This window comes from Achromobacter pulmonis (assembly GCF_021733725.1).
GTDB lineage: Bacteria > Pseudomonadota > Gammaproteobacteria > Burkholderiales > Burkholderiaceae_B > Achromobacter > Achromobacter pulmonis.
This window is the reverse complement of sequence record NZ_JAIFOT010000001.1, coordinates 5,481,375-5,498,623: the sequence shown is the minus strand read 5'-3', so window position 1 is coordinate 5,498,623 and position 17,249 is coordinate 5,481,375. Positions and strand designations below refer to the sequence as shown.

Here is a 17,249-nt window from a genome sequence, read left to right as displayed (position 1 = left end):
CATGGCCGCGCGCGCGCGTTGGGCCTGGGCCGGGCTGATGGCGCTGGCATTGCTGGCCGGCTGCGACGAACGGCCCGCGCCGTCCGGTCTCGACCCGCAATCGCTGCGCGACTTGGCGCCCGAACACGAGTTCAGGGGCCGTCTGAACGGCCAGGCGGTGCATCTGGTGGTGAGTGATTGCGTGGTCTACCTGGACGAGGCCGATCCCGCGTCCGGCGCACGCCGCTGGGTCAAGGTGCTGGAACCCGAGTTCTATCCGTCGCTCATGTCCTGCGCGCGCCAGAGCCTGCAGGCCAAGGCCCCGGGCGTGGAGGCATTTGTCGGCCGCCAGGCCCTGGGGGCAGGCGGCTGCTGCAGCAGCGGCGGACGCTATTACTCCACCGATGGCCGCAACTGGACCAGGCGCTAGCGGGACGCGCTATTGGCGCATCACGCCTGGGCCGGCTGGCCGTAGTCCGCCAGCGCGCGCCGGGCGGCCTTTGCCGACAGCTTGCCGGCGGCGCCCAGCGCGCTGGCGCGCTCCTGCCGCAGTTGACGCAGCACCTCGCTCGGCGTCACGCCGAAATGCGCCACGAACTTGCGTTGGAAAGTGCGGCGCGACATGTGGCAGGCATCGGCCATGTCGTCGACCGACCAGCGCGCCGAGAGGCTGGCCTCGATTTTCTCCACCAGGTCGCGGAACGGCGCCGCCAGGCGATCCTGCAGGCGCAGCGACTGGCTGTACTGGCGCTGGTCGCCGTTGCGGCGCATGAAGACCACCAGGCGGCGCGCCACGTCCTGCGACACCCGCGCGCCCACGTCGCGCTCGATCAGCGCAAGCGCCAGGTCGATGCCCGCGGTCACGCCGGCCGAGGTCCAGACGTTGCCGCTCTCGATGTAGATGCGGTCGTCTTCCACCCGCAGTCCGGGGTGCAGTTGACGCAGCCGGTCGGCCGAGCGCCAGTGCGTGGTGACGCGGCGGCCGTCGAGCAGTCCGGCCGCGGCCAGCAGAAAAGCGCCGGTGCAGACGCTGCAGGTGCGGCGCGCCTGCGGGCTGCGGCGCCGCAGCCAGGCCAGGGTTTCGCCATGGGTGCTGGCCGAGTCGATGCCTGGCCCGCCCGGCACGAACAGCATGTCGATCGGCGCGTCATCGTCGCTGGCGAAAGTGGCGCTGACCTGCATGCGCAGGCCCTGGTCCCAGGTGCTGACCACCGGGCGGGCGGCCACGGTGCTCAGATGATAGCCGGCGCCGCCTTCCTCGTTGGCGCTGCTGAATGCCTGCCACGGACCGGCCAGGTCAAGCGGCTGGAAACCGTCGTACACCAGGAAGACAATGCGTTTTGGCGCGATTGTGCCGCTGTTTGGCGCGCGCGCGCCGCGGTCCCGGTCTACGCTGGAGGTTCCGTTCTGCCAAGGAGCATCGTCGTGCATGTGAATATTCTCTTGTTCGAAGGGCTGACCCAGCTGGATATGACCGGGCCCTACGAGGTGCTCGCCGCCGCGCCCGGTTTCAGCATTGATTTTGTCGCAAAATCGCCGGATCCGGTGCGTAGCGATCGCGGCCTGTGCTTCGTGCCGACCCGCACGCTGGCGTCGGCGCTGCCCTGCGATCTGCTGGTGGTGCCGGGCGGACCGGGCACGGATGATGCCATCCTCGACCCGGATTGGGTGGCGTTCACGCGCCGGCAGGCGTTGGGCGCGCGATACGTCTTCGGTATCTGCACCGGATCGCTGCTGCTGGGCGCGGCCGGCCTGCTGCGCGGCAGGCGCGCCGCCAGCCATTGGCGCGCCCGCGAGTTGCTGGCGCATTTCGGCGCCGTGCCGACCGAGGCGCGGCTGTGCGTGGACGGCAATGTCTTCACCGCCGGCGGCGTTACCTCGGGCATCGACATGGCCCTGAAGGTGGTGGCCACGTTGTGCGGTGACGAGGCCGCCAAGCTGATCCAGCTGCAGATCGAGTATGACCCCGAGCCGCCATTCCCGGGCGGCACGCCCAGGACCTCGGAACCGGCCATCGTGCAGCGCTACCTGGCGCAGTCGCAGGCGCGCTTCGAGCAGCGCAGCGCCAAGGTGCGGCAGGCGGCGCTCAATGCCCCAGGTGGTCCAGCGGCAGGGGACTCTGCGGCTTGACCGTCTGGATCGCGAAATTGCTGCGGATGTCCTTCACGCCGGGCAGCTTCAGCAGCGTGCCCAGCAGGAAGCGTTCATAGCCGCGCAGGTCCGGCAGCACCACCTGCAGCAGGAAGTCCGATTCGCCCGACACCAGGTGCGCCGCCACCACTTCGGGCAGGGCGCAGACTTCCTTGCGGAACTGCTCGGCATCACGCTCGTGGTGGCGCTCGACCTTGACCCCGACGAATACCGTCAGGCCCAGCCCGACCTCGTCCGGCGCCAGCCGGGCCTCATAGCCCTGGATCACGCCGGCTTCCTCCATCAGCCGCACCCGCCGCAGGCAGGGCGAGGGCGACAGGCCGATCTGCTCGGCCAGCTCGACATTGGTCAGGCGGCCATTCTGTTGCAGGGCCTCGAGTATGCGCCGGTCGTAGGCGTCCAATTGGCGTTTTGGCATGAAATAAAAATAATAGGATTTTGATTGGTTGGATATGCCAATCATGTTATTCAAGTTGGCAGGAATAGCAAGCACATGCCGATGCCTTTTCCCTAGAATGATCGCCATTTCCAGCAGCACGGAGCGTGGCGTATGGCCGACATGGCGTTGTTTCTCGGGGCATTGTTGATTGTGTATGTGGTGCCGGGGCCGGACATGATCCTGCTGCTCGAAACCGGCGCCCTGCGCGGCCGAGGCCCGGCGCTGGCGGTGGCGGTGGGCCTGGCCCTGGCGCGCGCCGCCCACGTGACGCTGGCGGCGTTGGGGCTGGCGGCGCTGTTCAAGGCGCACCCCTGGGCCTTCGATGCGGCGCGCACCGTCGGCGGCGGCTATCTGATCTGGCTGGGCGCGCGGCTGCTGCGCGCGGGGCCGCTGTCGTATGGCGTGGCGCACGAGGCGCAGGCGGCCGCGCGCGGCAGGGGGGGCGGCGCGGCGTTGTTGAGCGGGGTGTTGACCAATGTTCTCAACCCCAAGGCGCTGCTGTTCTGCTCGGTGCTGCTGCCGCAGTTCGTGTCGCCGGCGCAGGGCGCGATCGGCCAGCAGTTCGCCCTGCTGGGCGTGATCCTGGTGAGCCTGGGGTTGACCTTCGATGTGCTGTGCGCCCTGGCGGGCGGCGCGCTGGGCCGCTGGATGGCGGCGCACCCGCGCGTGCAGAAGTGGCAAGGCGCCGTATTCGGCGGCGCGCTGATCGCCTTCGGCCTGCGGCTGACGTTGAATCGCTGAGGCCGCCGGTCCACGGCGATCCGCGCGCTGCCCAGGCCGTGGGCGGCCATGAAATGGGCCTGACGCGAGTCAGGCCCTGCGCCTACTTGCCGAACGCGAAGGACGCTTCGTCCTGATCCTGCTCCTCGCCGGCGGCCGGCGCCGGCAGGGGGCGGGCGCCATCGGCCAGCAGTTCCGCCTGCGTCAGGCCCTTGGTCAGTTCCAGGGCCTGGCGCTCGAACAGGCGCCGGTACAGGCCGCCCTGCAAGCGGATCAACTGGTCATGGCTGCCTTCCTCGATGATGCGGCCGCGGTCCATCACCAGCAGGCGGTCGAGCGCGCGCACCGTGGACAGCCGGTGCGCCACCACCAGCGTGCTGCGGCCGACCATCAAGCGCTCCATGGCCTGCTGGATCAGCACCTCGCTCTCGCTGTCCAGGCTCGACGTGGCCTCGTCCAGGATCAGGATCGGCGCGTCCGCCAGGAAGGCCCGGGCGATCGCCACGCGCTGGCGCTCACCGCCCGACAGCTTGACGCCGCGCTCGCCCACCAGCGTTGCGTAGCCCTTGGGCAAGGCCATGATGAAGTCATGCGCGCTGGCCTGCCGCGCCGCCTGCTCGATCTCGGCCTGCGAGGCGCCGGGGCGGGCGTAGGCGATGTTCTCGGCCAGGGTGCGGTGAAACAGCACCGGCTCCTGCTGCACGATCGCGATCTGGCTGCGCAGCGAGGCCTGCCTGACCTGGGCGATGTCCTGCCCGTCGATGGTGATGCGGCCGCCGTTGACGTCGTACAGGCGCTGAATCAGCTTGATGAAGGTGGTCTTGCCCGAGCCCGAATGCCCGACCAGGCCGACCCGCTCCCCCGGCGCGATGCGCGCCGAGAAGCCCTCGTATAGCGGCGCTTCGTGGCGGCCATAGCGGAAGGTGACGTCCTCGAAGCGGATCTCGCCGGCCGTGACGCGCAGTGCACCGGCGCCGGGCCGGTCGTCCACGCCCAGCGGCTGCTTTTCCAGCGCGACCAGCTCTTCCATGTCGTTGACCGAGCGCTGCAGGTTGCGGATGTGCATGCCCACGTCGCGCAGGTGGCCCTGCAGCATGAAGAACATGGTCAGGGCGAAGGTGATGTCGCCGACGCTGGCCTGGTTGCGCGACCACAGCCAGAGCGATGCGCCCAGGATGCCGGCCTGCATTGCCACCAGCATCGCGCCCTGCACGCCGCCGTTGAACGTGGCGCGAATCCAGGTGCGGCGCGTGCGGCGGCGCCACTTGTCGACCACCCGGTCCAGGCGCGCTTCCTCGCGGGTCTCGGCGCCGAAGGCCTTGACCACGGGGTTGCAGCTGACCGCGTCGGCCAGCGCGCCGCCCATGCGCGTGTCCCAGGCATTGCCCAGCCGCGCCGCCGGCGCCACGTAGCCCAGCGACAGTGTCGCCGTGACCGCGATGTACAGCACCGACCCGATGCCCACCACCAGGCCCATCACCGGCCAGTGGATGCCCAGCAGCACGGTGGCGCCAAGCAGCATGATGATCGACGGCAGCAGCGCCACCAGCAGCGTGTCGTTCAGCAGGTCCACCGCCCACATGCCGCGGGTGATCTTGCGCACGGTCGAGCCGGCGAAGCTGTTGGCGTGCCAGTCGGTGGAAAAGCGCTGCACCCGGTAGAAAGCATTGGAGACCATGCCGTTCATCATCTTCAGGGTGAAGACGATGATGTTCTGGAACACGGCCTGGCGCAGCAGCGTGGCGCCGATGCCCAGCGCGATCAGCAGCCAGAACGCGGTGATGGCCGCGCCCCAGACCTGCGCGTCGGCCGCGGCGCCGGAAGCCACCGCGTCGACCAGCCGGCCCGCGTACAGCGGAGTCAGCACGTCGGCCACGGCCGACAGCAGCGCCAGCGCGACGATGAAAGCGGTGCGCCACGGCTGGGCGCGCCAATAGCGGAAGGTAAAGCCGAGGACGTCCTTGAAGGCTTGTCCTCGCAGATCGATTTTTGTTCGATTCATTGCGATCGCCCGGCAACGCGAAGGCGCCGGATTCCTTGTGGGAAGAAGGTGATACGACCTGCGCCTCGCGGCGCGGGCATTGCGTTCAGGGGGGTAGGGCGGGCACGGCGGACCAGTCGCCAGGTCGTCTGGCGATGGGGCCGCGCGGGCGACGACTTAATGGCGTCGCGGAGATACGCGCGGGATGGCGGTATGCGGATTCATCATCTTGCGCCTCCCAGGTGTAGGTGAGGGAAAAAAAGAATGGGCACAGGCCCGAATTGAAGATTCTATAGAAGTGGTGTAGGCGCATCAACCGCGCCGGCGGTGGGGGATTGCGCCACGTGGGTTTTTTTCCACGGCGCGGGCTGCTTGGGCCGGAATGCGGCGAACTCGCTCCAGCATTGCCGGGTGAAGGTGTACAGCGCATCCTGCGCCTTCAGCGGGCTGCGGCCGGCCAGGCGGGCCAGAGCGTAGTGGCCCTGGCGTTGGGGGTCGGGCGCGAGCGGCACTTCGACCAGCAGGCCGGCTTCCTGTTGCGGGCGGGTGATGCAGAGGACGCCGAGCAATAGCGTGTCGGTGGTGAGGGCCAGGCGCGCCAGGGCGTCGAGGTTCTCGCAGCGCACGGTGACCATCTGCTCGGGCGCGCCGGCGGGGCCGAGCGTTTCGGCCAGGCGCAGGGACACTTCGGGGCTCAGGGTGCTGGAGGCGACGGGATATTGACGGATGTGGTCGATGGTGGGGCGGCGGTGGGCCAGAATGGGATGGCCGGCGCGGCACACCACGCCGGCCCGCAGCGGAGCGAGCGGGCGGGTCTCGAGGTCGGCCGCGCTGTAGAGCATGCGGGCGTCGCAGACCATCGCGTCGATGCGTTCGGCGCGCAGCAGCTCCAGCAGGGCGCCGGTGGCGCCGAGTTCGGTGGTGACGCGCACATGGGGGTGATGGGTCGCCATGTGCGCCAGGAAGGGCGTCAGCAGCAGCGAGGCGGGGGCGGGGCTCAGGCCGATCGACAGGGTGCCGGATTCGCCGCCGGCCAGGGTCTTGAGTTCGCGGCGCAGCTCGGTTTCCTCGTAGCGCATGCGGCGGGCGCGTTCGGCCACGCAGGCGCCGTAGGGGGTCAGCCGCACCTGGCGGGTGCCGCGGTCCAGCAGCGGCAGGCCCAGTTCGGCTTCCAGTGCCTGGATGCTGCGGCTGAGCGCGGGCTGGGACAGGTTGACCTTGTCGGCGGCGCGCGAAAAGGTGCCGTGTTCGACCACCGCGAGCAGGTGCTTGAGTTTCTGAAAGTCCATGTTGCAACCGCATGAATCATATGAATCGAATGCATTGGAATTATAGTTGGCGGCTCCGTATCATGGTTCGCGGACGGCGCCCGGCAGAGGCGCCGCCGATCGCCCGCGGCAGGCTCGCGGCGCGGACCCATTCGATACGGAGACAGATTCAATGAAGCAGCAATGGTTGTCGGCCGCCCTGTTGGCGGCCAGTTCGTGCCTGCCCGCGATGGCGGCGCAGCCGGTGGCGCCAGCCGCCGGCCAGACGTCCGAGGCGGTTGCGGCACGGCCCCAAACCGCCGATGGCAAGGTCACGATCCGGCGCGATGCCTACGGCATGCCGCATGTCTATGCCGACACGGTGTACGGCATCTTCTACGGCTACGGCTACGCGGTGGCGCAGGACCGGCTGTTCCAGATGGAGATGGCGCGGCGCAGCACCCAGGGCCGGGTGGCCGAGGTGCTGGGCGCCTCGATGGTGGGCTTCGACAAGTCGATCCGCGCCAATTTCTCGCCCGAGCGCATCCAGCGCCAGTTGGCGGCGCTGCCGGCCGCCGACCGCCAGGTGCTGGACGGCTACGCGGCTGGCATGAACGCCTGGCTGGCGCGGGTGCGGGCCCAGCCGGGCCAACTGATGCCCAAGGAATTCAATGACCTGGGTTTCGCGCCGGCCGACTGGACCGCCTACGACGTGGCGATGATCTTCGTCGGCACCATGGCCAACCGCTTTTCGGACGCCAACAGCGAGATCGACAACCTGGCGCTGCTGACGGCGTTGAAGGACCGGCATGGCGCCGCCGATGCCATGCGCATCTTCAACCAGTTGCGCTGGCTGACCGACAGCCGCGCGCCGACCACGGTGCCGGCCGAAGCGGGCAGCTACCAGCCGCCGGTGTTCCAGCCGGACGGCGCGGACCCGCTGGCCTACGCGCTGCCGCGCTACGACGGCACGCCGCCGATGCTCGAGCGGGTGGTGCGCGACCCGGCCACGCGGGGCGTGGTCGACGGCGCGCCGGCGACGCTGCGGGCGCAACTGGCCGCCCAATACGCGCAATCGGGCCAGCCCGGCATCGCCGGCTTTCCGACCACCAGCAATATGTGGATCGTGGGCCGCGACCACGCCAAGGACGCGCGCTCGATCCTGCTGAACGGCCCGCAGTTCGGCTGGTGGAATCCGGCCTATACCTACGGCATCGGCTTGCACGGCGCCGGCTTCGACGTGGTCGGCAACACGCCGTTCGCCTATCCCAGCATTCTGTTCGGCCACAATGCACACGTGACGTGGGGCTCGACCGCGGGCTTCGGCGATGACGTCGACATCTTTGCCGAAAAGCTCGATCCCGCCGACCGCACGCGCTATTTCCACGACGGCCAATGGAAGACGCTGGAAAAGCGCACCGACCTGATCCTGGTGAAGGACGCGGCGCCAGTGACGCTGGACGTGTACCGCAGCGTGCATGGCCTGATCGTCAAGTTCGACGACGCGCAGCACGTGGCCTACGCCAAGGCGCGCGCCTGGGAAGGCTATGAACTGCAATCGCTGATGGCCTGGACCCGCAAGACGCAATCGGCCAACTGGGAACAGTGGAAGGCGCAGGCGGCGCGCCATGCGCTGACCATCAACTGGTACTACGCCGACGACCGCGGCAACATTGGCTACGCGCACACGGGCTTCTATCCCAGGCGCCGTCCGGGCCACGATCCGCGCCTGCCGGTGCCCGGCACCGGCGAGATGGACTGGCTGGGCCTGCTGCCGTTCTCTACCAATCCGCAGGTCTACAACCCGCGCCAGGGCTTCATCGCCAACTGGAACAACCAGCCGATGCGCGGCTACCCGTCCACCGACCTGTTCGCCATCGTCTGGGGCCAGGCCGACCGCTACGCCGAGATCGAGACGCGCCTGAAGGCCATGACCGCGAACGGAGGCAAGGTCAGCGCGCAGCAGATGTGGGACCTGATCCGCACCACCAGCTACGCCGACGTCAACCGCCGTCATTTCCTGCCGTTCCTGCAACGCGCGGTGCAAGGGCTGCCGGCGGATGATCCGCGCGTTCGCCTGGTGGCCGGCCTGGCGGCCTGGGACGGCATGATGACCAGCGAGCGCCAACCGGGTTACTTCGACAACGCCGGCCCGGCGGTCATGGACGCGTGGCTGCGCGCCATGCTGCGGCGCACGCTGGCCGACGAGATGCCGGCCGACTTCTTCAAGTGGTACAGCGCCACCGGCTACCCGACACCGCAGGCGCCGGCCACCGGTTCGCTCAACCTGACCACCGGCGTCAAGGTGCTGTTCAACGCCCTGGCCGGGCCCGAGGCTGGCGTGCCGCAGCGCTATGACTTCTTCAACGGCGCGCGTGCCGACGACGTCATCCTCGCGGCGCTGGACGATGCGCTGGCGGCGCTGCGCCAGGCCTATGGCCAGGACCCGGCGGCATGGAAGATCCCGGCGCCGCCGATGGTGTTCGCGCCCAAGAACTTCCTGGGCGTGCCGCAGGCCGACGCCAAGGCGGTGCTGCGCTATCGGGCCACGCAGAACCGCGGCACCGAGAACAACATGACGGTGTTCGACGGCAAATCGGTGCGCGCGGTGGATGTGGTGGCGCCGGGGCAGAGCGGCTTCGTCGCCCCGGACGGCACGCCGTCGCCGCACACCCGCGACCAGTTCGACCTGTACAACACCTTCGGCAGCAAACGGGTGTGGTTCACGGCCGATGAGGTGCGGCGCAACGCTACGTCGGAAGAGACGTTGCGCTACCCGCGGTAAGGTCGCGCGCGCCCTGGTGGCTGGCAAGCCTGGCGTACACGCCTTGCTTGCGCAGCAACTGGTCGTGCGTGCCGGCCTCGGCCAGCGTGCCGTTGTCCAGCACCAGGATCAGGTCGGCGTCGCGGATGGTGGCCAGGCGGTGCGCGATCACCAGCGTGGTCCGGTGCCGCATCAGCACCTCCAGCGCGCCGCGCACCTGCAGTTCCGACAGGGTGTCCAGGTGCGAGGTGGCCTCGTCCAGGATCAGCACCGGCGCGTTCTTCAGGAAGGCGCGCGCGATCGAGATGCGCTGGCGCTGGCCGCCGGACAGTTGCATGCCGCGTTCGCCGACGCGCGTGGCCAGGCCGTCGGGCAGGCTGCGCACGAAGTCGCCCAGGGCCGCCTGTTCGAGCGCCCGCGCCAGTTCCTCGCGGCTGGCGTCGGGGCGCGCCAGGCGGATGTTGCCTTCCAGCGTGTCGTTGAACAGGTAGGTGTCCTGCGTCACCAGCGCCACGCGTTCGCGCAGGCCGTCCAACTGCATCTGGCGCACATCCACGCCGTCTAGCCTGACCGTGCCCTGGCGCGGGTCCCAGAAACGCAGCAGCAGGCTGGCTACGGTGCTCTTGCCCGCGCCCGAGGCGCCCACCACCGCCACGGTGGCGCCGGCCGGCACGGTGAAGCTCAGGTCGCGCAGCGTGTCCTGGCGCTTGCCGGGATAGGCGAAATACACATGATCGAAGGCCAGCGACAGGCCGTGCGGCGCCACCGGCGGCGGCAGCGGGCCGTCGCTGACCGGTTCGGGCTCGTTGTTGACCACGTGCAGGCGGCGCGTGGCGGCAATGGTGTCGGCCAGCTGGCGGCTGACCTGCGAGATCTCCGACACCGGCAGGAAGGTCGCCAACGCGATCAGCACCAAGAGCGGCAGCATGCTGGCCGAGAGGGCGCCGGCCGACACCTGCAGCGCGCCGACCACGGCCACGGCCAACCCGCCCAGGCCCATGGCGGTCTCGAACCAGGCGGTCTGGCGCGACAGGTCGCGCAGGATATCCAGGCGGCGCGCGCGGTACTGGTCGGCCACCTTGAGGAATTCCTCGCGCCGGCGGCCGGTGGCCTGGAACGCGGTCAGGTCGGCCAGGCCCTGGATAGTGTCGGTGGTGTGCGCGCTCATCTCGCCCAGGGCGTCGCGGGCGCGGTCGCCCAGCGCGTCGACCTTGCGACGGCCGCGCACCGGCGACACCAGCGCATAGGCCAGGAACGGCAGCAGCGCCAGCGCCACCGGCCAGCTGTAGAAGGCCAGGAAGCCCAGCACCGACAGCGGCACCAGCACCGAGACGATGGCCGGGGCGATGGTATGGGCGTAGAAGTACTCGACCATCTCCACGTCCTGCGTCGCCAGCGCCACCAGGTCGCCCGAGCGGCGTTGCAGCAGGTAGGCGGGCGCCAGCCGTTCGAGCTTGTCATAGAGCTTGACGCGCATGTCGGCCAGCAACTGGTAGGCCATGGCGTGCGCCAGCCACGATTCGAGCCAGTGGAACAGCGCGGCCAGCGGCGCGGCGGCCAAGAGGCCGATGATCAGCGCCGAGGTATCGCGACCGTCGCGGATGGCGGCCACCACCAGCGCGCTGAGCACACCGACGCCGATGAAGGCGGCCACGCGCGCCACGCCCAGCAGGATGGTGGCGATCAGGGTACCGCGCCAAGGCTGCACCACCGACAGCAGGGTGGCCAGCGTGGCGCGCCAGCCGACCTGTTCGGCGTCGGCGTCCAGCGGGCGCAGCGCCGGGCCCTGTCCGGTGCCGTCCGCATCGCCGTCGGCGTCGCGCGCCGCGGCGGCCTGGGCGGTGGCGGCCACGGGTGGGGCGGTCGGCGCGGCCAGCGCCACGGCCTGCTCGTGCATCAGGCGGTAGTACAGGCCGCGCTGGCGCATCAGCGCGTCGTGCGGGCCTTGCTCGACCACGCGGCCCTGGTCCAGCACCAGGCAGCGGTCGGCGCCGATCACGCTGGCCAGGCGGTGCGCCAGGATCAGCGTGGTGCGGCCGGCCATCAGCCGGTCCAGCGCCTGCTGGATCAGCGCCTCGTTCTCGGTGTCGACCGACGACAGCGCCTCGTCCAGGATCAGGATGGGCGCGTCGCGCAGCAGCGCGCGGGCGATTGCCACGCGCTGGCGCTGGCCGCCCGACAGTTGCAGGCCGCGCTCGCCGATGCGGGTGGCGTAGCCCTGCGGCAGCGCCATGATGAAGTCGTCGATGTTGGCGGCGCGGGCGGCGGCGCGCACTTGTTCGTGGCTGGCGTCGGGCCGGCCCAGCCGCAGGTTGTCGTCGATGGTGCCGTGGAACAGCGTGATGTCCTGGCTGACCAGCGCCATCTGGCCCAGCAGCGTTTGCGTGTCGAGCTGGTTGACGTCATGGCCGCCGACGCGGATGGCGCCGGCCTGCGGCACGCATTCGCGCAGCAGCAGGCGCACGATGGTGGACTTGCCGGCGCCGCTGGGGCCGACGATGCCGACGCGTTCGCCGGCGGCAATGCGGAACGACAGGCCCTGGTGCGCGTGCCGTTGCGGCGAGTACGAGAACGCGACCGCGTCGAATTCAATGGTCGGATCGAGCCGCGCGGGCGCAGCGCCCGCCTGTACGGCCGGGGCGGCGGTCAGCGGTTGCGCGTCCATCAGCGCGTGGATGCTGGCGGCGGCCGATTGGCCCAGCATGCCCCGGTGCAGCACCGCGCGCAGGTCGCGCAGCGGCCGGAAGATCTCGGTGCCGGCCATCAGCACGATCAGCAGCGCTTCGACGCTCATGTCGCCGGCGGTCACGCGCCAGGCGCCCACCGTCAGCGCCAGCGCGGCGCCCAGCGCCACGCCCAGGTCGCTGATGCCGCGCGTCAGCAGGCTCACCGACAGCACCCAGAAGGTGTTGTCGGACAGGGCCCGGGCGCGCGCGGCCAGGCGCCGGCCGAAGGTCTTGCCCTGGCCATACGACTTGAGCGTCGGCAAGCCCTGCACCGCGTCCAGGAATTCCTCGCCGAACGCATTCAGCGAACGGGTGCGCGCCAGGCTGGCGCGGCGGTCCAGCATGTGCACTGCCATCGGGCCGAGCAGCGCGAACAGCGCCGCCACCAGGAACACCAGCGCGGTCGGCACGTCCCAGAAGGCGATGACGGCGAAAATGGCGAACGGCGCGGCCGCGGCAATGGCGACCTGCGGCAGGTACTGGCCGAAGAAGGTCTGCAGTTGCTCGACGCCATCGACGACCGTCAGCATCACGCCGCCGGTGCGCTGGTTGGCGAACCAGGCCGGGCCCAACGCCACGATGCGGTCGTAGAGCCGCGCGCGCAGCGTCTGCTGCACCTGCGCCGAGCAGCGGTTGGCCTGCACCGTGCGCAGGTGGTCGAGCAGGGCGCGCAGCAGCACCATGGCGCCGACGCACAGCGCCGGCGCCAGCCAGTCCCGCCACGGCGCGCCGTCGAACACCCGCGCCAGCAACTGGCCCAGGAAGACATAGCGGGCGATGCCCGCCGCCAGCGCCAGCAGGCCCAGGAAAATGCCGCCCGCCATGCCGGCGCGCAGTCCCGCGGTCAGTTGCCAAAGCCTCGAATCGAAATACATATCAATGCTCCCTCCAGAGCCTGCATGGTCACGCATCCGGCGCCCGCGCGATAGCGATAGTTATTCAATCATGGGTTGAGATAAACTCAACCCATGTCGCCCCTGCCTACCCATACGCCACCGCTGGCGGCGCTGCGCGCCTTCGAGGCCGTCGCCCGCCTGGGCAGCCTCAGCCGCGCCGCGGCCGAGCTCAATGTCACCAAGAGCGCCGTCAGCCATCAGCTGCGCGCGCTGGAGACCGATCTGGGGGTGGGCCTGCTGCGTCGGGGCGGCACGGTGCGCCGCGCCGAAACCACCGAGGCCGGCGCCGCGCTGCTGGTGTCGGTACAACAGGCCTTGACCCTGCTGGAGACCGCCTGCCGCCATGCCCGCAGCAGCGCGCGCGGCAAGCGGCGCTATAACCTGAATGTCTCGGCCAACCCGTCGCTGGCCGCGCTGTGGCTGGCGCCGCGCATCGGCCGCTTCATCGAACTGCACCCGGATATCGACATCCAGGTGTTCCTGCACGCCAGCCAGGAACCTGCCTGGAAGGCGCAGGACATCGACCTGGCCTTTCTGCACGTGCGCGACCTCGGTCCGCACCTGGCGGCGCCGGGCGATATTCCGTTGATGACCGAAACCGTGGTGCCGGTGTGCAGCCCGGCGCTGGTCGCGGCCGATGAACGCGATGATCCGGCCGTCTTCACGCGCCATCGCTGGCTGGAGGAAAAGCACGTCGACAGTCCCGAGACCGACTGGCGCACCTGGCGCCCGCGTCTTGGGCTGCCGGAAAGCGCCGGCCAGGACCCGTTGGTGCTGAGCGGCCTGAGCACGGTGGTGGCGGCGGCCGCGGCCGGCGTCGGCATCGCGTTGGGACGCGCGCCGCTGATCGACGAGGAACTGGCCAGCGGCCGGCTGGTGGCGCTGACGCCGGGCCTGCGCATGCCGGGGTCGTGGGGCTACGTGATGCGCGTCCATGCCAACCGGCCGATGGACGCGTCGCTGCCGGCGCTGGTGGAATTCCTGGCCGAAGAAGGGCGGGGCGCAACGCTGTCCTGGCGCCCGCCGGGCGCGGCGCAACCCTAGCGCGATCCGCGCTGCGGGCGCCTATCCATGCCTAGCCGCGGCCATGCGCGCGCTGTCCTGGCGCCGTTGCCATGCCCTCGCTTTCCCTGAACTGCTTCTACTCAATATTCGTCGCGCTGATATAACGCGCGCCTGGACCGGTGCGCGCCACACTGCCGCCATTGCCTCCTGGAGCATGGCCGTGAAAAGTTATGACGTGATCGTGATCGGCGCCGGCGTGGTCGGCGCCTCGGTCGCCTTCCATCTGGCCGCCCTGGGCGCCCGCAATGTGCTGGTGCTGGACCGCGCCACCATCGGCGCCGGCACGACGGCGCAGTCGTCGGGCATCCTGCGTACCCACTATTCGGTGCGCGAGAACGTCGAGCTGGCGCGGCGTTCGTGGGGCGCCTTCACCGATTTTGCCGCCTATGTGGGCGATGACGACGCCGCCAGCGGCCTGGTCCGCTGCGGCTACCTGATAGCCGCGGCCGACGACGACAAGCGCGCGCCGCTGGCCGCCGCGCTGGCGCAGCAGCGCGCGCTGGGCATTCCGGTGCAAGAGCTGGACGCGGCCCAGGCGCGCGAACTGCTGCCGATCGCCGACTTCGCCGATGCCGCGCTGATCGGCTTCGAGCCCGAGGCGGGCTTCGCGGACGCCTACCTGGTCGCCACCAGTTTCGCGCGCGCCGCGCGCCGGCGCGGCGTGACAATCCGCGAACATGTCGCCGTGCGTGGTCTGTTGATGCGGGACGGCCGCGTGACCGGCGTGCGCACCGCCGAGGGCGACTACGCCAGCGCCGTGGTCGTCAGCACGCAGAACATCTGGACCGCCGAACTGGCGGCCTGGACCGGCGTGGCGATGCCGCTGGCGCCCGAACGCCACGCGGTGCTGGCGCTGGAATGCGCCGCCGCGCCCTATGCCTACACCATGCCCGTCTACAAGGACCTGGCCTCGCCCGGCATGCTCTATTGCCGCAGCTATGGCGGCACCCAGATGCTGGTCAGCGAAGGCACGCAGGGCGAAAGGCTGGCGGCCGGCGAGGCGGAGCAGGGCGACGTGCCGCTGGACTACGTGGCCGCGGTCGGCGAACAGGTGGCCGCGCGCTTTCCGGCCTATGCCGAGGCCGGCCTGGCTGCGTCGTGGACGGGCGTGTACGACGTCACCCCCGACTGGAATCCCGTGCTGGGACGCATCGCGGGGGTGGAGGGGCTGGTGGCCGGATTCGGTTTTTCCGGACACGGCTTCAAGCTGTCGCCGGCGGTGGGAAGGATGCTGGCGCAGGAAGCGCTGGGGCTGGCGCCCGACGTCTCGCTGGCGCCATACGCGCTGGCGCGCTTCGAGCGCGGCGCGCTGCTGACGGGACGCTACGGGCGCGGCGCGGTGTCGTGATGAGGCAGGCGCGCGCCGCCATGCCACATCGATGGATTCAGCGCCGCAGGCTGCGCCACAGCGTGGCCGGCGGCAGGCCGAGGGCGGGCGCGATGTCGTGCTGCATCAGCCGCTCGACCGCCATCAGGATCACGTTGCGGGCCTCGGCCGGCAGCTTGCCGGCCTCGTGCGGCCGCGCCGCCAGGTAGAAGCTGCGGGCCAGGTCGGGCGCGTCGGCGCGGGTCTTGTCCAGACAGGGCGCCAGCGGCAGCACCCGCAACTGGTCGACGAAATGGCGCGATTGCCAGATGCACAGCGGCGTGCTGATCGCAAATCCCAGGCCGGCCGTGACCAGGCTGAGCAGCGGATCGGTGTTGTCGAATTCGAAGGTGCGCTCGATGAAGAGGCCGCGCGATTCGAGCAGCCGGTCGATGGCGGCGCCGATGTGGGAACGCGCGCTGTAGCGGATGAACGGGCTGCGGCGCGCCAGGTCCGCCAGCGAGTGCGCGTCCTGCGGGGGCGCCGTGCGCGGCAGCACCAGCAGGTAGGGTTCGCTGAACAGGCCGAGCTTGCGGATGGCGGGGGGATCGGCGGCGGCGCTGGTGCTGATCACCAGATCCAGCTGGCGTTCTTCCAGCTGCTTGTCCAGCACCGGGGTGATGCCGGACCATAGCCGGATCTGGCGCGAGGCGCCGGACAGGCCGTGGATCAGCGTGGGTCCCAGCGTGCCGGCGAACGAGTCGACGCAGCCGAAGCGCACGATGTTGCGCCGCGCGCGGCTCAGGTTGCGCACGCTTTCGGTCATATCGCCGGCCTGCGCCAGAAGGCGCGAAGCATGCTCGAACAGCAGGTCGCCCGCCGGCGTGGCGCGTGCCGGGCGCGTGCTGCGATCGAGCAGCTCGGTCGACAGCGCCGCCTCCAGTTGCTTGACCCGCTGCGATACCGCCGCCTGCGACAACCCCAGCAGGCGGGCCGCGCCAGACACCGACGCGGCCTGCATCACCGCGACCCAGGTCAGCAGCAGGCTCCACTCGGGGTACGCATCGGCATCGCGGCCAGGCAGGCGGTTCATCGGGCGGTCCCGGACGTTGGCCGGCTCAGCGCTTACGCGCCAGCGTCTGGTTCAGCGCGGCGCGCACCATGCCTTCGACCACCGGGATCACCTTGGCGGCCGTGTCCGGCTGGTAGGCGTAGGGGTAGGACTCGTCCATGTACGTGGACTGGCACATTTCCAGTTGCACGGCATGAATGTCCTCTGCCGGCGAGCCGTAGTGGCGCGTGATGTAGCCGCCCTTGAAGCGGCCGTTCACGGCGCTGGTATAGCCGCAGCCGGGCAGGTTTGCGGTGACCGCGTCCAGGATGTCGGGCGCACAGCTGGCGCCGCCGGCGGTTCCCAGGTTCAGGTCGGGCAGCTTGCCGTCGAACAGGCGCGGCAGCACGCTGGCGATCGAATGGGCTTCCCACAGCAGCACCGTGCCATGTTCGGCGCGGATGCGGTCGAGTTCCTCGCGCAGCTTGGCGTGGTACGGCAGCCAATAGGTCTGCAGGCGGTGTTCGCGTTCGTCGTCGGTCAGCGCCGCGTGGTTCAGGTATAGCGCCTCGCCACGGAAGGTGTGGGTCGGGCACAGGCCCGTCTTGGTCTGGCCGGGGTACAGGCTTTCGTCGTTGGGCGGGCGGTTCAGGTCGACCACGTAGCGCGAGTAGCGCGCGCCCAGCACGGACGCGCCCAGCGCGTCGGCGAATCGGTACAGGGTGTCCAGGTGCCAGTCGGTGTCGCCGGACTGCAGGCCGACTTCCGTCATGCGGGCACGTTGGGCGTCGGGCAACTGGCTGCCCAGGTGGGGAATGGAAATCAGCAGCGGCGCGGTGCCGCGGCTGAAGTGATAGATGTCGCTCAAGAAAAACTCCGGGGGTAAGGCGGGTCAGGCAGGCGCGGCGCGAAGGCCGGCTCAGT

At 70.0% G+C, this 17,249-nt stretch carries 13 protein-coding genes; 6 read left to right on the top strand and 7 right to left on the bottom strand.

Features of this window, described 5'->3' with window-relative positions:
* The first annotated feature begins 1 nt into the window (after position 1).
* Positions 2–409 (top strand): hypothetical protein, encoded by a 408-nt coding sequence (locus tag K2W61_RS25310; RefSeq protein WP_236756785.1) that lies wholly within the window; start codon positions 2–4, stop codon positions 407–409.
* Between the two features lie 20 nt (positions 410–429).
* On the opposite strand, the gene K2W61_RS25305 is transcribed toward K2W61_RS25310, so the two are convergent.
* Positions 430–1,410 (bottom strand): GlxA family transcriptional regulator, encoded by a 981-nt coding sequence (locus K2W61_RS25305; RefSeq protein WP_175131814.1) that lies wholly within the window; start codon positions 1,408–1,410, stop codon positions 430–432.
* Between K2W61_RS25305 and K2W61_RS25300 the strand changes: the two genes are divergently transcribed.
* Complete coding sequence (locus K2W61_RS25300) at positions 1,405–2,109, top strand: DJ-1/PfpI family protein (RefSeq protein ID WP_175141156.1); 705 nt, start codon at positions 1,405–1,407, stop codon at positions 2,107–2,109. The two genes, K2W61_RS25305 and K2W61_RS25300, sit on opposite strands and share 6 nt — an antisense overlap.
* Here the strand turns inward: K2W61_RS25300 and K2W61_RS25295 are convergent.
* Positions 2,066–2,548 (bottom strand): Lrp/AsnC family transcriptional regulator, encoded by a 483-nt coding sequence (locus K2W61_RS25295; RefSeq protein ID WP_175131816.1) that lies wholly within the window; start codon positions 2,546–2,548, stop codon positions 2,066–2,068. The two genes, K2W61_RS25300 and K2W61_RS25295, sit on opposite strands and share 44 nt — an antisense overlap.
* 132 nt (positions 2,549–2,680) lie before the next feature.
* Between K2W61_RS25295 and K2W61_RS25290 the strand changes: the two genes are divergently transcribed.
* Entirely contained in the window at positions 2,681–3,310 is a 630-nt protein-coding gene (locus K2W61_RS25290) for a LysE family translocator (RefSeq protein WP_236756784.1), read from the top strand.
* A gap of 82 nt (positions 3,311–3,392) precedes the next feature.
* On the opposite strand, the gene K2W61_RS25285 is transcribed toward K2W61_RS25290, so the two are convergent.
* Positions 3,393–5,291 carry an ABC transporter ATP-binding protein gene (locus K2W61_RS25285; protein WP_175131818.1) on the bottom strand — a complete coding sequence of 633 codons (1,899 nt, stop codon included), beginning with the start codon at positions 5,289–5,291 and terminating at the stop codon, positions 3,393–3,395.
* A gap of 269 nt (positions 5,292–5,560) precedes the next feature.
* Positions 5,561–6,559 (bottom strand): LysR family transcriptional regulator, encoded by a 999-nt coding sequence (locus K2W61_RS25280; RefSeq protein ID WP_236756783.1) that lies wholly within the window; start codon positions 6,557–6,559, stop codon positions 5,561–5,563.
* A gap of 151 nt (positions 6,560–6,710) precedes the next feature.
* On the opposite strand from K2W61_RS25280, the gene K2W61_RS25275 reads away from it, so the two are divergent.
* Complete coding sequence (locus K2W61_RS25275) at positions 6,711–9,302, top strand: penicillin G acylase (RefSeq protein WP_175131820.1); 2,592 nt, start codon at positions 6,711–6,713, stop codon at positions 9,300–9,302.
* On the opposite strand, the gene cydC is transcribed toward K2W61_RS25275, so the two are convergent.
* Positions 9,268–12,882, bottom strand: a complete 3,615-nt coding sequence (gene cydC / locus K2W61_RS25270; RefSeq protein WP_236756782.1) for a thiol reductant ABC exporter subunit CydC — start codon at positions 12,880–12,882, stop codon at positions 9,268–9,270. The two genes, K2W61_RS25275 and cydC, sit on opposite strands and share 35 nt — an antisense overlap.
* A gap of 93 nt (positions 12,883–12,975) precedes the next feature.
* On the opposite strand from cydC, the gene K2W61_RS25265 reads away from it, so the two are divergent.
* Positions 12,976–13,947, top strand: coding sequence for a LysR substrate-binding domain-containing protein (locus K2W61_RS25265; protein WP_236756781.1), 972 nt, complete (start codon positions 12,976–12,978; stop codon positions 13,945–13,947).
* 181 nt (positions 13,948–14,128) lie between these two features.
* Positions 14,129–15,316, top strand: a complete 1,188-nt coding sequence (locus K2W61_RS25260; protein WP_175131823.1) for an NAD(P)/FAD-dependent oxidoreductase — start codon at positions 14,129–14,131, stop codon at positions 15,314–15,316.
* 37 nt (positions 15,317–15,353) lie between these two features.
* Here the strand turns inward: K2W61_RS25260 and K2W61_RS25255 are convergent, their stop codons facing one another.
* Together K2W61_RS25255 and hutG are read right to left on the bottom strand one after the other, a co-directional pair.
* Positions 15,354–16,367: a LysR family transcriptional regulator gene (locus K2W61_RS25255; protein WP_175141158.1), complete on the bottom strand. Its 1,014-nt coding sequence runs from the start codon at positions 16,365–16,367 to the stop codon at positions 15,354–15,356.
* A 25-nt stretch (positions 16,368–16,392) separates the two neighbouring features.
* On the bottom strand, positions 16,393–17,193 hold the full coding sequence (gene hutG, locus K2W61_RS25250) for an N-formylglutamate deformylase (protein WP_175131825.1): 801 nt from the start codon (positions 17,191–17,193) through the stop codon (positions 16,393–16,395).
* Positions 17,194–17,249 lie beyond the last annotated feature (56 nt).

What these genes read in the sequence shown, in the direction of transcription:
- K2W61_RS25255 (WP_175141158.1), bottom strand. Translation starts at nt 16,367, where the DNA reads ATGAACCGCCTGCCTGGCCGCGATGCCGATGCGTACCCCGAGTGGAGC.
- K2W61_RS25290 (WP_236756784.1), top strand. Translation starts at nt 2,681, where the DNA reads ATGGCCGACATGGCGTTGTTTCTCGGGGCATTGTTGATTGTGTATGTG.
- K2W61_RS25295 (WP_175131816.1), bottom strand. Translation starts at nt 2,548, where the DNA reads ATGCCAAAACGCCAATTGGACGCCTACGACCGGCGCATACTCGAGGCC.
- K2W61_RS25275 (WP_175131820.1), top strand. Translation starts at nt 6,711, where the DNA reads ATGAAGCAGCAATGGTTGTCGGCCGCCCTGTTGGCGGCCAGTTCGTGC.
- K2W61_RS25310 (WP_236756785.1), top strand. Translation starts at nt 2, where the DNA reads ATGGCCGCGCGCGCGCGTTGGGCCTGGGCCGGGCTGATGGCGCTGGCA.
- cydC (WP_236756782.1), bottom strand. Translation starts at nt 12,882, where the DNA reads ATGTATTTCGATTCGAGGCTTTGGCAACTGACCGCGGGACTGCGCGCC.
- K2W61_RS25280 (WP_236756783.1), bottom strand. Translation starts at nt 6,559, where the DNA reads ATGGACTTTCAGAAACTCAAGCACCTGCTCGCGGTGGTCGAACACGGC.
- K2W61_RS25285 (WP_175131818.1), bottom strand. Translation starts at nt 5,291, where the DNA reads ATGAATCGAACAAAAATCGATCTGCGAGGACAAGCCTTCAAGGACGTC.
- K2W61_RS25265 (WP_236756781.1), top strand. Translation starts at nt 12,976, where the DNA reads ATGTCGCCCCTGCCTACCCATACGCCACCGCTGGCGGCGCTGCGCGCC.
- K2W61_RS25305 (WP_175131814.1), bottom strand. Translation starts at nt 1,410, where the DNA reads ATGCACGACGATGCTCCTTGGCAGAACGGAACCTCCAGCGTAGACCGG.